The organism is Thioclava nitratireducens, assembly GCF_001940525.2.
GTDB classification, from domain to species: domain Bacteria; phylum Pseudomonadota; class Alphaproteobacteria; order Rhodobacterales; family Rhodobacteraceae; genus Thioclava; species Thioclava nitratireducens.
On the sequence record NZ_CP019437.1, the window covers coordinates 362,960 to 379,270 of the forward strand.

17 protein-coding genes are annotated in these 16,311 nt (G+C 61.2%); 10 read left to right on the top strand and 7 right to left on the bottom strand.

Annotated features, from left to right (window positions below):
* Positions 1–118: 118 nt before the first annotated feature.
* The 7 genes from rsfS to BMG03_RS01910 all read left to right on the top strand — a co-directional run bounded on the left by rsfS (position 119) and on the right by BMG03_RS01910 (position 6,446).
* Positions 119–481 (top strand): ribosome silencing factor, encoded by a 363-nt coding sequence (rsfS, locus tag BMG03_RS01880; protein WP_075776745.1) that lies wholly within the window; start codon positions 119–121, stop codon positions 479–481.
* Between the two features lie 10 nt (positions 482–491).
* Positions 492–959, top strand: coding sequence for a 23S rRNA (pseudouridine(1915)-N(3))-methyltransferase RlmH (gene rlmH / locus BMG03_RS01885; protein ID WP_075776744.1), 468 nt, complete (start codon positions 492–494; stop codon positions 957–959).
* A 154-nt stretch (positions 960–1,113) separates the two neighbouring features.
* Positions 1,114–1,776 (top strand): class I SAM-dependent methyltransferase, encoded by a 663-nt coding sequence (locus tag BMG03_RS01890; RefSeq protein WP_075776743.1) that lies wholly within the window; start codon positions 1,114–1,116, stop codon positions 1,774–1,776.
* A 70-nt stretch (positions 1,777–1,846) separates the two neighbouring features.
* Positions 1,847–3,370, top strand: coding sequence for a 2,3-bisphosphoglycerate-independent phosphoglycerate mutase (gpmI, locus tag BMG03_RS01895; protein WP_075776742.1), 1,524 nt, complete (start codon positions 1,847–1,849; stop codon positions 3,368–3,370).
* Positions 3,367–4,512, top strand: a complete 1,146-nt coding sequence (locus BMG03_RS01900) for a murein hydrolase activator EnvC family protein (RefSeq protein ID WP_075776741.1) — start codon at positions 3,367–3,369, stop codon at positions 4,510–4,512. The genes gpmI and BMG03_RS01900 overlap by 4 nt, the downstream gene beginning before the upstream one ends.
* 2 nt (positions 4,513–4,514) lie before the next feature.
* The gene (locus tag BMG03_RS01905) at positions 4,515–5,930 is read left to right on the top strand and encodes a S41 family peptidase (protein ID WP_077701052.1); all 1,416 of its coding nucleotides are present in this window, start codon (positions 4,515–4,517) and stop codon (positions 5,928–5,930) included.
* Between the two features lie 30 nt (positions 5,931–5,960).
* Positions 5,961–6,446 (top strand): RNA pyrophosphohydrolase, encoded by a 486-nt coding sequence (locus BMG03_RS01910; protein ID WP_075776740.1) that lies wholly within the window; start codon positions 5,961–5,963, stop codon positions 6,444–6,446.
* A gap of 4 nt (positions 6,447–6,450) precedes the next feature.
* Here BMG03_RS01910 and nadC read toward each other — a convergent pair whose 3' ends face one another.
* The 7 genes from nadC to BMG03_RS01945 form a co-directional block, all read right to left on the bottom strand.
* Entirely contained in the window at positions 6,451–7,287 is an 837-nt protein-coding gene (gene nadC / locus BMG03_RS01915) for a carboxylating nicotinate-nucleotide diphosphorylase (RefSeq protein WP_075776739.1), read from the bottom strand.
* A gap of 1 nt (position 7,288) precedes the next feature.
* Positions 7,289–8,839: an L-aspartate oxidase gene (locus BMG03_RS01920; protein WP_075776738.1), complete on the bottom strand. Its 1,551-nt coding sequence runs from the start codon at positions 8,837–8,839 to the stop codon at positions 7,289–7,291.
* The gene (nadA, locus tag BMG03_RS01925; protein WP_075776737.1) at positions 8,836–9,888 is read right to left on the bottom strand and encodes a quinolinate synthase NadA; all 1,053 of its coding nucleotides are present in this window, start codon (positions 9,886–9,888) and stop codon (positions 8,836–8,838) included. Before nadA ends, BMG03_RS01920 begins: the two co-directional genes overlap by 4 nt.
* 102 nt (positions 9,889–9,990) lie before the next feature.
* Complete coding sequence (gene dnaQ / locus BMG03_RS01930; protein ID WP_075776736.1) at positions 9,991–10,689, bottom strand: DNA polymerase III subunit epsilon; 699 nt, start codon at positions 10,687–10,689, stop codon at positions 9,991–9,993.
* Entirely contained in the window at positions 10,682–11,281 is a 600-nt protein-coding gene (coaE, locus tag BMG03_RS01935; protein WP_075776735.1) for a dephospho-CoA kinase, read from the bottom strand. The genes dnaQ and coaE overlap by 8 nt, the downstream gene beginning before the upstream one ends.
* The gene (locus BMG03_RS01940; protein ID WP_075776734.1) at positions 11,278–12,117 is read right to left on the bottom strand and encodes a shikimate dehydrogenase; all 840 of its coding nucleotides are present in this window, start codon (positions 12,115–12,117) and stop codon (positions 11,278–11,280) included. The genes coaE and BMG03_RS01940 overlap by 4 nt, the downstream gene beginning before the upstream one ends.
* A complete protein-coding gene (locus tag BMG03_RS01945; RefSeq protein ID WP_233243065.1) occupies positions 12,114–12,755 on the bottom strand; it encodes a Maf family protein in 642 nt (213 codons plus the stop codon). Before BMG03_RS01945 ends, BMG03_RS01940 begins: the two co-directional genes overlap by 4 nt.
* Before the next feature lie 356 nt (positions 12,756–13,111).
* Between BMG03_RS01945 and BMG03_RS01950 the strand changes: the two genes are divergently transcribed.
* From BMG03_RS01950 to mnmE, 3 genes are all read left to right on the top strand, one after another.
* Entirely contained in the window at positions 13,112–13,576 is a 465-nt protein-coding gene (locus BMG03_RS01950) for a CopD family protein (protein ID WP_075776733.1), read from the top strand.
* A gap of 134 nt (positions 13,577–13,710) precedes the next feature.
* Complete coding sequence (gene rho, locus BMG03_RS01955; protein ID WP_075776732.1) at positions 13,711–14,982, top strand: transcription termination factor Rho; 1,272 nt, start codon at positions 13,711–13,713, stop codon at positions 14,980–14,982.
* Positions 14,983–15,016: 34 nt separating this feature from the next.
* The gene (mnmE, locus tag BMG03_RS01960; protein WP_075776731.1) at positions 15,017–16,300 is read left to right on the top strand and encodes a tRNA uridine-5-carboxymethylaminomethyl(34) synthesis GTPase MnmE; all 1,284 of its coding nucleotides are present in this window, start codon (positions 15,017–15,019) and stop codon (positions 16,298–16,300) included.
* The last annotated feature ends 11 nt before the right edge of the window (positions 16,301–16,311 follow it).

A 16,311-nucleotide genomic window follows, 5' to 3' on the forward strand; every position in this document is an offset into this window, starting at 1 on the left:
AATGCTACTTTTGAAAGACGTCCAGCGCCGGGACTATTGTGGCGCGTAACATCTGGAGGACCATGTCCTGTCTCATCTTTCCCTCGTGCCGAGTGATGCCGGCACAAAGGCAGCGGCCATGAATACACGGGCCGTCAACGCCGAAGCGACGAGCGAAGAAATCCTCGCGCGCGTCATCTCTTCCCTCGAAGACGACAAGGCCGAAGATATCGTGACCATCGACCTGCGCGGTCGGTCCTCGATCGGCGACTATATGGTTGTCTGTTCCGGGCGCAGCACGCGTCAGGTCAGCGCCATAGCCGAAAACCTGACCGAGCGGCTGAAGCACGAATTCGACCGGGCTTGCAAAGTCGAGGGCAAGGATCAGGGCGACTGGGTGCTGATCGACAGCTCCGACGTCATCGTTCACGTCTTCCGCCCGGAAGTGCGCGAGTTTTATCAGCTGGAAAAGATGTGGATGCCTGCGGGCGCCCCCGTCTGAGTTCGGCTGCATGAAGATCACGATCTGCGCGGTGGGCCGCTTGCGCAAGGGGCCCGAGCGCGAGCTGATCGACGACTACCTGAAACGCTTCGAGAAATCCGGGCGCGCCTTCGGGCTCGGCCCGGCTTCCGTCGTCGAGGTCGAAGACAAGAAAGGCTTGGGGCAGGGCGCGGAAGCAGAGTTGCTCAGCCGCGCCATTCCCGAGGGATCGGTCATCGTCACCCTCGACGAACGCGGCAGCCTGATCTCATCGCCGGAATTCGCCACGAAACTGCAAGGCTGGCGCGATCAGTCGCGCGACGTGGCTTTCGTGATCGGCGGTGCGGACGGGATCGACCGGGCCCTGCGCAGCCGCGCCGAGTTTTCCATCTCCTTCGGCAAGATGGTCTGGCCGCATATGCTGGCCCGCGTCATGCTGACCGAACAGATTTACCGCGCCGGACAGATCATCGCCGGCACACCCTATCACCGCGTCTGATCGACAGGTCACTAACCTCTGCTCCCATCGACAGCTTGCACCAGATCACGACGACGTTACGCTGCGTCCGAAAATGATGTGCAGCAGGTCAGGCCCGATGAATACTCTTCGAGACATGAACATATCCGGCGCGTCCATTGCCCGCGAGGCAATGATGCTACTAGGATTCCAGCGCACCCGCCACATTTCCGGCACTGCGCGAAAGGCTTGGGAAGACGGTGACAGGGGGCCCGCGTTCGAAGAAGTCGAGACCCGCAACGAGGAGATCTTTCGCGGCGCGCTCGCCGAGGTCTTCACCGAGTATCTACCGCTGCGCAAGACGCTCGAGGAAACCGGCCGCCGTCCGACCCATGTGGTCGACATCGGCTGTGGGCAGGGGCTCAACGACGCATTGCTGATCAAGGATTACGATTGCGCCGTGACCCTGATCGATATCGAGGAAACCCCGGAGCAATATCATTTCTGGAGCGATACCGGTGCAGGCTATGCCTCGCTCGACGCCGCAGCGGCGTTCCTGCGCGACAATGGCGCCCGCGCGGTCGAGACACTCAACCCGGTCAAGCAGCCTGATGCGCTGGACGGAGTCACGGGCGATCTTGTCACCAGCCTGATTTCCTGCGGCTTCCATTATCCGATCGGCGATTATCTCGACCTGATGATGCGGGTGATCCGGGACGGTGGGGCTGTCGTGCTGGACCTGCGTCGGCGCTATATGGAAAAGCCCGACGCGGCGCTCGCCTCGCTGCTCGAGGTCACGCGACAGACCGAGATACTCAGCTACGAGAAGAAGGCCCGGCGGTTCATGTTCCAGGCCTGAGCCTCGCATGCCCCCGGTTGCCGCGACGGCCCGCGAGGCGTATGAGGGGGCAACAGATTAGGAGGCCGCCATGACCCGCCCGAAACCCGTCGTCCTGTGCATTCTCGATGGCTTTGGCGAGCGAAAGGAGCGCGAAGGCAACGCGCCCTTGCTGGCCGACACCCCGAACCTCGACCGTGTCCTGTGGAACAACCCGGCGAAATCGACGCTGGTGACCTTCGGCCCCGATGTCGGTCTGCCGAGCGGTCAGATGGGCAATTCCGAGGTCGGCCACACCAATATCGGCGCGGGACGGGTGGTGGCGATGGATCTGGGCCAGATTGATCTGGCGATCGAGGATGGCTCTTTCTTCGAGAACCAGGCGATCTTGTCCTTCATCGACACGATGAAAGAGAGCGGCGGGCGCGCGCATCTGATGGGCGTCATCTCGGATGGTGGTGTGCACGGCCATATCGAACATACGCTCGCTGCAGCGAAAATGGTCTCGGAGGCAGGCGTCCCCGTGCTGATCCACGCGATCACCGACGGGCGCGATGTCGCCCCCGATAGCGCGAAGTCCTTCGTTTCGGATCTTTGCGACCGGCTTCCCAAAGGCTGCACCGTCGTCACCGTCGATGGCCGCTATTACGCGATGGACCGCGACAACCGCTGGGACCGCGTCGGCCTTGCCTATGACGCGATGATCAACGGCAAAGGGCAGGGGGCAGACACCCCCGTGGCCGCGGTCGAAGCCAGCTACGACAAGGACGAGATGGACGAATTCATCAAGCCCACCGTGATTGGCGATTACGAGGGCGCAAAGGATGGCGATGGCTTCTTCTGCCTCAACTTCCGCGCCGACCGCGCGCGCGAAATCCTGCGCGCGATCGGCGAGCCGGACTTCTCGGAATTCGAGACGGGAACGCGTCCGAAATGGGTGGCGCTGCTGGGGATGGTCGAGTATTCCGACAAGCATAACGCCTATATGAAGACCGCCTATCCGAAGCGCGAAATCGTCAACACGCTCGGAGAGTGGATATCAAAACAAGGGCTTAGCCAATTCCACTTGGCGGAGACAGAGAAATATCCGCACGTCACCTTCTTCCTCAACGGCGGCAAGGAAGAGCCGTGGGAAGGCGAAGACCGCTACATGCCGAAATCGCCCAAGGTCGCGACCTATGACCTGCAGCCCGAGATGAGCGCGCCGGAAGTCACCGACAAGTTCGTCGAGGCGATCGAGACCGGGTACGACCTGATCATCGTGAACTACGCCAATCCCGATATGGTCGGGCATACCGGCTCGCTGAAAGCCGCGATCGCTGCGGTGGAAGAGATCGACCACGATATCGGCCGCGTCGTCGAGGCGCTGGAGGCTGCGGGCGGCGCGATGATCATCACCGCCGATCACGGCAATTGCGAAACCATGATCGATCCGGAAACCGGCGGTCCGCACACCGCGCATACGACGAACCTCGTGCCGGTCTCTCTGGTTGGCGGGCCGGAGGGCGCCAAGCTGCGCGACGGGCGGCTTGCGGATCTCGCGCCGACGCTACTGGACCTGATGCAGATCGACCAACCCGAAGAAATGACCGGAAAGAGCCTGATCGTATCGTGATCCGCGCCGCACTCGCAGCTCTTCTGATCTCGGCCGGGCCGCTTTGGGCGGACGGATCGGGCGACGCCGCACTCAAGGCCTCGGCCGATCTGCGCAAAGCGATCACCGCGCTCGACGCGGCGCAGTCGAAGTCGGATCGCATTGCAGCACTAACGAAAACGATCCATGCCTATGAACAAGGGCTGAGCGCGCTGCGCGACGGGTTGCGCCGCGCAGCGATCCGCGAGCGCGAGATCAAGCAAGGCTTCGACGCGAAACGCGAAGAGCTTGGCAGTTTGCTGGCGGTCATGTCGACCATGCAGCAATCCGACGGGCCGCTGCTGCTGCTGCATCCGTCCGGTCCCGAAGGCTCGGCGCGGTCCGGGATGGTACTGTCCTCGGTCGCGCCCGCCTTGCAGGACGAGGCGCAGAAGCTGAGCGTCCACCTTGAGGAAATTGCGACCCTGCGCAAACTGCAGGAAAACGCGCGCGAGACGCTCGAAAAGGGGATGGTCTCGGTGACCAAGGCCCGCACAGCGCTATCGGAGGCCATTTCCGAGCGCCGCGAAAAGCTGCCGCAGCGCTATCTCGAGGAACCCGAGGAGCTGACCGCCCTGGTGCAAAGCGCCGATACGCTCGAAGGCTTCGCGACCGGGTTGAGCGATATGGAAAACGATATCGGTCCGCCGCGCGGAGATTTCGCGGGCGCAAAGGGCACGCTGAACTTGCCGGTTATCGGCTCGGTGCTGCGTGGCTTCAACGAACCGGATGCGGCAGGGATCAAACGTCCCGGCCTCGTGATTGCCAGTGAGCCGGGATCTCTGGTCACGACGCCTTGGGCTGCGACGATCCGATACCGCGGTCCCTTGCTCGACTACGGAAATGTGATGGTCCTCGAACCCGCAGATGGATATCTTCTGGTTCTTGCGGGCCTCGGAACCGTCTATGGTGAGGTCGGAGACGTGCTGCCAAAGGGCACGCCCATCGGCTTGATGGGCGGAATTCAGCCGGGAGCGAAGGAATTCGGCAAGGAATTCGTGCAGGCGGCGACAGATGGCGCTGGTGCAGATCGCAGCGAGACGCTTTATTTGGAACTGAGAGAGGGCGGCAAGCCCGTGGACCCGACGCCGTGGTTCATCCAGACAAAAGACGACAAGGGTTGAGTATGAAAAAGTTCATGATGGCAGCGGTTGGCGGGACGCTTGCGGGCGCGCTTCTGTCCACGCAAGTCGCGGCGCCGCTGATGGCCGAGGAAACGAAACGCAACGAAACCGTCTACCAGCAGCTGGACCTGTTCGGCGACATCTTCGAGAAGATCCGCCAGGACTATGTCGAGCCGGTCGATAGCAAGAAGCTGATCGAAGCCGCAATCAACGGCATGCTCAGCTCTCTCGACCCGCATTCCAGCTACCTGCCGCCTTCCGATTACAGCGATATGCGCGTGCAGACGCGCGGTTCGTTCGGCGGTCTCGGTATCGAGGTCACGCAGGAAGACGGCTTCGTGAAGGTGGTTTCGCCGATGGACGGCACGCCCGCGGCCGAAGCCGGCATTCAGTCCGGCGATTTCATCACCGCGGTCGATGGCGAGTCCCTGATGGGTATCCCGCTCGATCAGGCAGTCGACAAGATGCGTGGGCCGGTCGGCTCGGACATCACCGTGACCATCGTCCGCGAAGGCGAGCAGGATCCGTTCGACGTCACGCTGACCCGCGACACGATCAAGCTGACCGCCGTGAAGGGGCGCCATGACGGCGATACCGTCATTCTGCGCATCACCACCTTCAACGACCAGACCTTCCCGAACCTCGAATCCTCGATCAAGGAGCAGGTGAAAGAGGTCGGCGGCATGGACAAGGTCGACGGCTTCATCATCGACCTGCGCAACAACCCCGGCGGTCTTCTGACGCAGGCGATCAAGACGGCGGATGCGTTCCTCGACAAGGGTGAGATCGTCTCCACCCGCGGTCGGAACCCGCAGGATAGCGAGCGCTTCAACGCGACCGCGGGCGACATGGCCGACGGCAAGCCGATCGTCGTGCTGATCAACGGCGGCTCGGCGTCGGCTTCGGAAATCGTGACCGGCGCGCTGCAGGATCATCACCGCGCGATCGTCGTCGGCACCAAGAGCTTCGGGAAAGGCTCGGTCCAGACGGTCATGCCGATCCAGGGCGAGGGCGCGATGCGTCTGACCACCGCGCGCTACTACACGCCGTCGGGTCGTTCGATTCAGTCGCTGGGCATTGCTCCCGACGTTGTCGTGCCGCAGCCCGATCAGCCGAAATCGCAGGATAAGGCGGCCGCTGAAGGCGACAACGCCCGCAAGATGACCTCCGAGGCCGATCTGAAAGGTGCAATCACCAACGACTCGATGACCGAGGACGAGAAGAAACAGGCCGAGGACGAGCGCGCGAAAGCCGAAGAGGCCGCGAAGCGCCGGATGGAAGATTTCCAGATGTCCTACGCGATTGACCTGATCAAAGGCCTCTCGGCCATCGCGCCGGAAGCCAAGGCTGACACCGCGTCGACGCAGCAAGCCGAAGCGCCGAGCGCCGACAGCAAAACCGACACGCAGCAGAATTGAGGGGAAGGGGCCTTCGGGCCCCTTTTTCATATGACTCCCGAAGAAATCGTTAAACTTCCTTACCGCCGCAATGTCGGCGTCGTTCTGATGAACCCCGCGGGCCTCGTCTTCGCGGGCCAGCGCATCGACAATCCTGGACCGGCCTGGCAGATGCCGCAGGGCGGGATCGACAAGGGTGAAAAGCCGAAAGAAGCCGCACTGCGCGAGTTGGAAGAAGAAACCGGGGTGAACCCCGATCTCGTCGAAATCGTCGCGAAAACCTCCGGTTGGGTACGCTACGACCTGCCGCACGATCTTGTGCCGAAAATCTGGAACGGTCGCTGGCGCGGGCAGGAGCAGAAATGGTTCCTGATGCGCTTCCTCGGCTCCGACGATCAGGTGCGCATCGACACCGACCATCCCGAATTCTCGGTCTGGCAGTGGATGCCCTTCGACGAACTGGTCGAGAAGATCGTCCCCTTCAAACGCTCGGTCTACGAGGCCGTTCGCGCCGAATTCAGAGACTATCTCGGCTGAATTCTTAGAAATCGAGGCCCAGATCGAGCGTCCGCGCCGAATGGGTGAGCGCACCGGAAGAGATGTAATCCACGCCGGTCGCTGCCACTTCGGCAATCCGCTCGAGCGTCATGTTCCCCGAGGCTTCCAGTACGACGCGGCCCGCATTAAGCGCCACGGCCGCACGCAGCTCCGCGCTGTCCATATTGTCGAGCAGGATGACATCGGCGCCACCGATTTTCAGCGCCTCTTCCATCTGGCGCAGCGTGTCGACTTCCAGCTCGATCCGCATCATGTGACTGCGCGCCGCTTTCGCCGCTTCGAGCACCGCGCGCACGCTCCCGGCGGCCGCAATATGGTTATCCTTGATCAGGATCGCGTCCGACAGGCCGTAACGATGGTTGAAACCGCCACCATGGGTCACCGCTGCTTTCTCGAGCGCGCGTAGACCCGGGGTGGTCTTCCGGGTGCAAGTGATACGCGCCTTCGTGCCTTCGGTTTTCGCGACGAAGCTCGCGGTTTTCGTGGCAATCCCGCTGAGGCGTCCCGCGAAATTCAGCGCCACCCGCTCCGCCATCAGGATCGAGGCGGCCGAGCCATCGACCGTCAGCAAGGTCTCCCCGGCTTGGCACGGTTTACCATCCGCGATCAGTATCGAGACGCGCAACGTCGGATCGATCAGTCGAAACGCCATCGCCGCGACCTGCATCCCTGAAGCGACGCCATCTTCCCGCGCTTTCAGTCGCGCGGAATAGGTCTTGCCCGCCGGAATCACCGCCTTCGTCGTCGCGTCGCCCATCGGCGAAAGGTCTTCGACCAGCGCGGCGCGGACAATCGGTTCGATCAGCAAATCGGGCAACATATCAGTCCTCCAGGGCTGCGGCGCGAATTTTCAGCGCCTCCTCCAGCGTGATTTTCGTTCTTTTCGCCAATTTTGGGTCCATGTCCGGAAAATCGGAACGGAAATGGCCGCCGCGGCTCTCTTGGCGCGCAAGCGCCGCTGCAGCGATCAACGTGGCCGTAGCGGTCATGTTCCGCATCGTTTCCGTGCGGGCCTCAGCCTCAATCTTCGCAATGACGCGCAGGGCCGCCTTCAATCCCTCCGCATCGCGCACGACACCGACACCATCGGTCATCGCGTTGCGCAGCACCTGCACGGCTGCCTCGTTCACCGGGACATCGCCGTCGGGAAACGCGGGGGTTACCGGCTCAGCGTCGGCGATATCTCCAAGCTCAGCAGCGATACCGACAGCGCAAATCCGTGCGAAAACCAAAGCCTCAAGCAACCCGTTCGACGCTAGACGGTTCGCGCCATGCAGCCCGGTCGACGAGGCCTCGCCGCAAACCCAGAGCCGGTCGAGCGAACTGCGTCCCTCCGTATCGGTATCCACTCCGCCCATATGATAATGTGCGGCCGGCGCAACGGGGATGACGCCGGAAACAGGGTCTATTCCGGCCCGTTCGCAGGCTTCGGCAACGGCGGGGAAGCGGGTCAGGACTTCGGCCCCTAGGGCTGCACGCGTATCCAAAGCGGGTTCGCGCCCGGCCTGTCGCTCCAGGTAAACCGCCCGCGCCACAATATCGCGCGGAGCAAGCTCCGCGTCGGGATGAACGGAGAGCATGAAGCGCTCGCCATCCGCGTTAACGAGTATTGCACCTTCACCGCGCAGCGCTTCGGTCGCGAGCGGGGCAGGGTCTTCGCCACTGGCGATCGCGGTCGGGTGGAACTGTACGAATTCCGGATCGGCGATCCGCGCGCCAGCGCGCGCAGCCATCCCGATGACCTGCCCACGGATCCGAGGCGGGTTTGTCGTAACGGAAAACAGCCCGCCGGACCCGCCGCCCGCAAGCAAAACCGCCGGGCTTTTGATCAGAACGGGCCCCGAAGGCTCAAATGCGCGTTCGATCCACACGCCGGTCACGCGGTCGTCTTCGGTCTCCAGATACGTGGCCAGGACGCCTTCGAGAACCTGAACCGAGGGTGCCTGCCGGACTGCCGCGACGAGAGTCTGCATGATCTCGCGACCCGCCTGATCGCCTTTCACCCGGACGACCCGCGCGTGACTGTGCGCTGCCTCGCGCGACATCACGTAGTCGCCCTCGAGATCGCGATCGAAGGGCGTTCCGAGTTCGGTCAATGCGAGGATGTGCTGACGTGCTTCTTCGGTGACCAAATGGGCGATTTGCGGTGAAACAGTGCCTGCTCCGGCGATCATCGTGTCGCGTGCATGCGCCGCAGGCGTGTCGCTGACCGACATCGCCGCCGCGACACCCCCCTGGGCCCAAGCCGATGATGCGCCTTCGCCCAGAGTTTCCGGCGAGATGATGAGAACGGGGCGGGGCGCGAGGCTTAGGGCCGCGTAAAGTGCGCCCAAGCCCGCGCCGACGATGACGATCCGCTGCGTTTCGATCACTTCGCCAGCGTCCGGGAGAGTTCGATCATCCGCTCGACCGCGACGCGCGCTTTCTCGGCAATCTGCGGGTCGACGATCACTTCCTCGGTCCCGGTATGCAGCGACCACAGGATTTTTTCGAGCGTGATTTTCTTCATGTAGGGGCACATATTGCACGGACCCACAAAATCTACTTCCGGTAGCGCGTCGGCGATGTTGGATGCCATAGAGCATTCCGTCACCAACATGGCCTCTTTTGGCTTGTTGGTTTCGACGTATTTAATGATCCCCGACGTCGAGCCCGAGAAATCGGAGGCCGCGACAACATCCGGCGGGCATTCCGGGTGCGCGATGATCCGGGTATTTGGGTGCATCGCGCGGAAGTCACTGATATCCTTGGCAGTGTACTGCTCGTGGACGATGCACGAACCTTCCCACCAAACCACATTCTTCTCGGGAACCTCGTTCGCCACGTTCTGCGCAAGGTACTGATCCGGGGTCATGATGACCGTGTCACTCTCCATCGCACGCACGATCTGCGCGGCGTTGGACGAGGTGCAGCAGATGTCGGACGCGGCTTTCACCTCGGCTGTTGTGTTAACGTAGCTTACCACGGGCGCGCCCGGGTATTTCGAGCGCATCTCCGCAATGCCGTCAGCGGTGATCGACTCCGCCAGCGAGCAGCCGGCTTTCATATCTGGGATCAGGACGGTCTTGGCCGGGTTCAGGATTTTTGACGTTTCGGCCATGAAGTGCACACCGCATTGGACGATCGTGCCCGCCTGAACTTTGGTCGCTTCGATAGCAAGCTGCAGACTATCACCTACTACATCTGCCACGCCGTGGTAGATTTCCGGCGTCATGTAGTTGTGAGCAAGAATTACCGCGTTCTTCTCTCTCTTCAACTGGTTGATTGCGCGGATATACGGCGCGTAACGCGCGAAATCCGGAAGGGGGATAACGCGATCCATCTTTGCGTGGATCTCGTGCATTTCCTCGGCCAGCTCGATGGACGGCGCAAGATCATAGGTCTCGGCCAGCGTGGCACGCATTTCAGTCAGGTCCAGCATGGACGGTACTCCCGCTCTCTCCCTAAGAAGCCCCCGATTTAAGGGAGGTTGACGCTCGGTTAAATGGGAAACTTGTTTATTTTGATAGAAAAGGCGCCGACGTCAGTCGTAACGGTTCCAGATCGCCGCTTCTCCCAGCTTGGCGACAAAGGCAGCATGGGCTTCTGCTTCTTCAGCAGTCAAACGTGGGGGCAGGGGCTCCGGACGGGGCTTCGGACGCCAGTTTTGATTTGCGCCGGCTTGCAATTTCTGACCGGTTTCAACGGGTTGCAGTCCAAAGCCCGGCTGCCGACCGCCAATCAGCTCAAGGTAAACCTCAGCCAAAATCTCACTGTCGAGCAGCGCGCCGTGCAAAGTCCGCGACGAGTTGTCGATGCCGAAACGACGGCAGAGCGCGTCGAGCGTCGCGGGCGAGCCAGGAAATCTACGCCGTGCCATCGCGAGCGTATCGAGCGCGCGTTCATCCGGGATCAGAGGCATTCCGGCCCAGCGAAGCTCGGCATTCAGAAATTTCATGTCGAACTTGGCGTTGTGGATCACGAGGACCGAGTCCGTGCCGATGAAATTCAGGAAATCGAGGCCGATCTGGGCGAATTTGGGCTTGTCCGACAGGAATTCGTCGCCCAATCCATGCACTTGGAAGGCTTCCTGCGGCATCGAGCGCTCGGGGTTAATGTATTGGTGATAGGTGTTACCGGTGGGCATGTGATTGAACAGCTCAACCGCGCCGATCTCGACGATCCGATCGCCGTCTTCCGGCTCGAAACCTGTGGTTTCGGTATCGAGAACGATTTCACGCATTTTGCTCACCCCTGATCTGCGCGATCAGGTTTCGCACATCTTGGCGGGTCTGCTCAAGATCGACGGTTTCGATGATGAAGGTCGCGCGGCGGCGTTTCTCTGCGTCCGGCATCTGTCGCGACAGGATGAAATCGAGCTGCGCCTCGGTCATCTCCGGCCGCTCCAGGACGCGCGCGCGCTGAACCTCCGCCGGCGCGGAAACGACAAGAGTGGCATCGCAAGCAGCATCAGCCCCGGTTTCGAACAAAAGAGGGATGTCGAGGAGGATCAGATCCGCCTCTGAGTGATCCGCGATGAACTGGCTACGAGAGGCCGTCGTGAGTGGGTGAACGATCTCTTCAACGCGGTTTAGAGCCGTTTTGTCGTTCGCGAGCAGTTTTTTCAGCTCCACCCGATCCACTGCGCCCGCCTTGATCGCAGAGGGAAAAGCGGCGGCGATCGGCGCAACGGCCGCACCATCCTTCGCATAGAGATCATGCACCGTCTGATCCGCATCCCACACGGGCACGCCGGCCTCGGCGAACATCGCGGCGGTCGTGGATTTCCCCATCCCGATGGAGCCGGTCAGACCGAGCAGGAAAGGCTTGCTCATCCCCCGAGCACCGCGTTGCGGACGGTTTCGCCGACTTCCGGGCGCTGGCCGAACCAACGCTCAAATCCCGGGACGGCTTGATGCAAGAGCATGCCAAGCCCGTCGACCACGGTGCATCCCGCGTCTTCGGCCTCGGTGAGAAATTTGGTCTTAAGGGGTGTATACACGAGATCACAGCAAGTCGCGCTGGGACGCAATGCATCGAGCGGAACGCGAAACTCCGACTTGCCTATCATACCGAGCGACGTCGTGTTCACCACCGTCGCCGCATCTTCGAGCATATTGCCCGCCCGCACCCAATCGTAAACGACCAGACGCGCCCCGAATTCCTGACGCAGCGCATCGGCGCGCGCCCGCGTCCGGTTCGAGATACGGATTTCCGGCGCTCCGCTTTCCAGAAGCGAAGCGACGATGGCGCGCGCGGCCCCGCCTGCGCCGAGAACGGCAGCCGGGCCAGACTTCGGGTCCCAGTTCGGGGCATTCTGCCTCAGATTAGCGATGAAACCGTAACCATCTGTATTATCTGCGTAAATCTTGCCATCCGGGCGGAACACCAAGGTATTCGCAGCGCCGATAAGGGCCGCGCGATCGGAGATGACATCGGCAATCTCGAGCGCGCGGATCTTGTGCGGGATCGTCACATTCGTGCCGACGAACCCCGCCTTGGGCAAGGTCCGAAGCACGGTTTCCAGATCGTCACTGGCCACATCCATCGGAACATAGAACCCTTCGATCCCGTATTCTGCAAACCATGTGCGGAATAGAAGCGGCGAGCGCGAATGCGCGACCGGCGATCCGATGACGCCAGCGAGGGGAATGCGCGGATGATCCGTCATGTCGTGAAATCTCCTCGGGCATGAAGCCAGTTAAGGAATTCGATCAAGGGAAGGCCCAGGACAGCAAAATAATCGCCTTGGACACGGGAGAAAAGACGCACGCCTTCCTCCTCGAGCTTGTAGCTGCCCACGGACCAGCGGATGCTCTCCCAGTTCCGGGCGACGTAATCGTCGATGAAGGGCGCAGTAAGCTCATGCATCGTCAGACGCACTTCGCCCACATGACGCCAAAGCGGCTCGCCATCCCGGATCGCAACCATCGCGGAAAGCAGTTTGTGGGTTTGGCCGGAGAGGGCACGCAACTGCGATTTCGCGTCCTCCGGTGTCTCCGGCTTCGACAAGACCGTGCCTTTAAGCTCCAGAACCTGATCCGCGCCGACCACCAGTTCTCCGGGATGGCGCGCCGACAGTTTCGCAGCCTTCATCTCGGCGAGAAGGTCCGCGACATCGCGCGGCTTTGCCTCTTCGGCCTCCAAACTCCGCCTGATCGTGTCCTCGTCAATGCGCGCGGGCGCGACCGTCACCGACAGACCGGCGTTGCGCAGAAGCTGCGCGCGGATTTCTGAAGCGGAGGCAAGGAGGATGTTCATGAACTTGTGGATAAGCAGGCGCAGAAGTCTCGGGGTCGAATTGGGCATAACGCGGATCGGCGGATTACTCCACCGGATCGGCACGTTTCATGGCAGATTTACGAAACTTGTCCACCTGTGGAATTCGGATTCGAGCCGTTGGGGACACGGTGGGGACTTCACAATTTTCTCCAAAGAGTTATCCACAGGATGACGTTGAGACTCTTCGAGACATAAGCACGCAGTATCAATGTTTTAGGAGAAACTAGCCAGCCGAAAGATTCCTTCCCACCAGATGTTTTCCGCCTGTGGAGAAACTCTTGATAAAGTGTTAATCCACATCATCAACAGGCCCTACATCATCATCATCTTTTTCTTTAAAGAATCTTTTTTGAAGATGATGGCAGCTGTCAGCCGGAGGCGAGATGACCGATTTCCTGAGCACTTGGTATTTGTGGATCAAAGCGCTCCACGTGATGGCGATCATCACATGGATGGCGGCCTTGTTTTATTTGCCGCGGCTTTACGTTTACCACGTCGAGGGGCTGAACAAGGCGGGCATGGTGCGCGATAGCGATCAGGAGCTTCTGTTCCGGCACCAGGAACGGCTTCTTCTCAAGGCCATCATGAACCCGGGGATGATCGCGAGCTGGCTTTTCGGTCTGATGCTCGTCTTCACGCCGGGCATCGTCGATTGGTCGAGCGTCTGGCCGTGGACCAAGGCTGCGGCCGTTCTGGGCATGACATGGTTCCACATGTGGTGCGCGAGGGAACGCAAGGCGCTTGCAGAGGGCAGGGCGAACCGCAGCGGGCGCTACTACCGTATGATGAACGAGATCCCGACGATCTTCATGATCGTTATCGTCGCGTCGGTGATCGTGAAATTCTGACTTTCGTTGACTCAGCGACGCTTTGCGCTTATCTGCCTCGCCAAGCCCCGGCCGTCCTGGCCGACCGGTTTTTCTGAGACAAGACGAATCTTTGCGCCCATCGCTCTGGTGAGGCGCCAGCTGCAGGTAATCCGATGAGCGATGAACGCCTCAATCTCTCCGACTTGAAAGCCAAGAGCCCGAAGGAACTTCTGGCGCTGGCCGAAGAATGGGAGATCGAAAACGCCTCGACCATGCGCAAGGGCGAGATGATGTTCTCGATCCTGAAGGAGCATGCCGAGGATGATTGGGTCATCGGTGGCGATGGCGTCCTCGAAGTTCTGCAGGATGGTTTCGGCTTCCTGCGTTCGACCGAGGCGAACTATCTGCCGGGTCCCGACGATATCTACGTCTCGCCCGACATGATCCGCCAGCACAGCCTGCGCACCGGCGATACCGTCGAAGGCGTGATCCGCGCGCCCGGCGAGAACGAGCGGTATTTCGCGTTAACGAAGGTTGAGAGGATCAACTTCGAGGAGCCGGAGAGGGCGCGCCACAAGGTCGCTTTCGACAACCTCACGCCGCTCTATCCCGATGAGCGCCTGAAGATGGAAATCGAGGATCCGACGATCAAGGACCGTTCGGCCCGGATCATCGACCTCGTCGCGCCGATCGGGAAAGGCCAGCGTTCGCTGATCGTCGCCCCGCCGCGGACCGGTAAGACGGTTCTGCTGCAGAACATCGCGACGTCGATCGAGCGTAACCACCCGGAATGCTACCTGATCGTTCTGCTGATCGACGAACGACCGGAAGAGGTCACCGACATGCAGCGTTCGGTGAAGGGCGAGGTGATCTCTTCGACCTTCGATGAACCGGCGACGCGCCACGTTGCGGTGTCCGATATGGTCATCGAAAAGGCCAAGCGCCTTGTCGAGCATAAGCGCGATGTCGTTATTTTGCTGGATTCGATTACCCGCTTGGGCCGCGCCTTCAACACCGTCGTGCCAAGCTCGGGCAAGGTGCTCACCGGTGGTGTCGATGCGAACGCGCTGCAGCGTCCGAAGCGGTTCTTCGGGGCTGCGCGGAACATCGAAGAGGGCGGCTCGCTGACCATTATCGCGACCGCGCTGATCGATACCGGCTCGCGGATGGACGAGGTCATCTTCGAAGAATTCAAGGGCACCGGTAACTCGGAGATTGTGCTGGACCGCAAGGTTGCCGACAAGCGTGTCTTCCCGGCGATGGACATCCTCAAATCCGGCACCCGGAAAGAGGATCTGCTCGTCGACCAGAAGGATCTTCAGAAAACGTACCTTCTGCGCCGCATCCTGAATCCGATGGGTACGACCGATGCGATCGAGTTCCTGATCTCGAAGCTCAAGCAGACCAAGACGAACTCGGAATTCTTCGACTCGATGAACGGCTGAGGCCGTCCTATCTTCCGCTCGGAAGAGGATTGCTATGGACACGATCTATGCTCTGGCCACGGCCCGCGGAAAAGCGGGCGTGGCCGTCATTCGTATTTCAGGACCGCAAGCCTGGTTTGCGGCGCGGGAACTGGCGGGAACCTTGCCGGAACCGCGCATCGCCGGGCTGCGCAGGCTGCGGCTCGCGGGTGAGGAACTCGACGAGGCGGTGGTGCTGTGCTTTGAGAATGGGGCCAGCTTTACCGGCGAGGAGGTCGCGGAACTGCATATCCACGGGGCGATCGCGACGGTCTCGGCTGTCTTGCGTGCGCTTGGACAGATCGACGGGTTGCGGCTTGCGGAACCTGGTGAATTTACCCGGCGGGCGTTAGAGAACGAACGGCTCGATCTGGCACAGGTCGAAGGACTTTCCGATCTGATCGAGGCTGAGACAGAGGCGCAGCGCAAACAAGCGTTGAAGGTTTTGTCAGGCGCGGTTGGCGCTCTGGTAGAGGATTGGCGGGCGAAACTGATCCGGGCGGGGGCATTGGTCGAGGCGACGATCGACTTCGCTGATGAGGAAGTTCCGGTCGATGTTTCGCCCGAGGTGTTGGAGCTGATCGACGCGGTCACAGCCGGAATTCGCGATGAATTACGCCGGATTGGTGCGGCAGAACGGATCCGCGAAGGGTTTGAGGTCGCGATTGTCGGGCGTCCGAATGCCGGGAAATCAACCTTACTCAACGCGCTCGCAGGGCGCGAAGCGGCCATCACCTCTGAAGTCGCAGGCACGACGCGCGACGTCATCGAGGTGCGAATGGAGATCGGCGGGCAGGCGGTGACCTTGCTCGACACCGCTGGCCTGCGCGAAACCGACGATGTCGTGGAAGCGATCGGGGTGGAGCGGGCTCTGGAACGCGCCCGGCAATCCGACCTGCGCGTGTTCCTGCTCGACGGCGAAGAAGTACCGCTGATCGCGCCGGAACCGGGCGATCTGGTGGTGCATGGCAAATCGGATATCGCCGAGCATGACGGGCTGAACGTGTCCGGGAAAACAGGAGCAGGTCTGGCAGAACTTATCTCCGCAATCGAAGAAAGGCTGTCCGGGCTTGGTGAGGGTGCCGGTGTGATGACGCGCGAGCGACACCGGGTTGCAATGCAACGTGCATTCGGGGCTTTGGAATCGGCGCGAGATGAGGTATTGCGCGGGTCCGACCGGAGCGAGCTGGCAGCGGAATCACTGCGCCAAGCAGCTTGGGCGCTGGAAGCGTTGCTCGGGCGGGTGGATGTCGAGAACCTGTTGGACGAGATTTTCTCGAGCTTCTGCATCGGAAAGTAAGGAGTGTTTCA

Excerpts from the sequence above, each read along its gene's own strand:
- BMG03_RS01905 (WP_077701052.1), top strand. The coding sequence starts at position 4,515 with ATGAAAAAGTTCATGATGGCAGCGGTTGGCGGGACGCTTGCGGGCGCG.
- nadC (WP_075776739.1), bottom strand. The coding sequence starts at position 7,287 with ATGTTGCCCGATTTGCTGATCGAACCGATTGTCCGCGCCGCGCTGGTC.
- mnmE (WP_075776731.1), top strand. The coding sequence starts at position 15,017 with ATGGACACGATCTATGCTCTGGCCACGGCCCGCGGAAAAGCGGGCGTG.
- rho (WP_075776732.1), top strand. The coding sequence starts at position 13,711 with ATGAGCGATGAACGCCTCAATCTCTCCGACTTGAAAGCCAAGAGCCCG.
- BMG03_RS01910 (WP_075776740.1), top strand. The coding sequence starts at position 5,961 with ATGACTCCCGAAGAAATCGTTAAACTTCCTTACCGCCGCAATGTCGGC.
- rlmH (WP_075776744.1), top strand. The coding sequence starts at position 492 with ATGAAGATCACGATCTGCGCGGTGGGCCGCTTGCGCAAGGGGCCCGAG.
- BMG03_RS01950 (WP_075776733.1), top strand. The coding sequence starts at position 13,112 with ATGACCGATTTCCTGAGCACTTGGTATTTGTGGATCAAAGCGCTCCAC.
- coaE (WP_075776735.1), bottom strand. The coding sequence starts at position 11,281 with ATGAGCAAGCCTTTCCTGCTCGGTCTGACCGGCTCCATCGGGATGGGG.
- rsfS (WP_075776745.1), top strand. The coding sequence starts at position 119 with ATGAATACACGGGCCGTCAACGCCGAAGCGACGAGCGAAGAAATCCTC.
- BMG03_RS01945 (WP_233243065.1), bottom strand. The coding sequence starts at position 12,755 with ATGCCCAATTCGACCCCGAGACTTCTGCGCCTGCTTATCCACAAGTTC.
- nadA (WP_075776737.1), bottom strand. The coding sequence starts at position 9,888 with ATGCTGGACCTGACTGAAATGCGTGCCACGCTGGCCGAGACCTATGAT.
- BMG03_RS01890 (WP_075776743.1), top strand. The coding sequence starts at position 1,114 with ATGCTACTAGGATTCCAGCGCACCCGCCACATTTCCGGCACTGCGCGA.
- dnaQ (WP_075776736.1), bottom strand. The coding sequence starts at position 10,689 with ATGCGTGAAATCGTTCTCGATACCGAAACCACAGGTTTCGAGCCGGAA.
- BMG03_RS01940 (WP_075776734.1), bottom strand. The coding sequence starts at position 12,117 with ATGACGGATCATCCGCGCATTCCCCTCGCTGGCGTCATCGGATCGCCG.
- gpmI (WP_075776742.1), top strand. The coding sequence starts at position 1,847 with ATGACCCGCCCGAAACCCGTCGTCCTGTGCATTCTCGATGGCTTTGGC.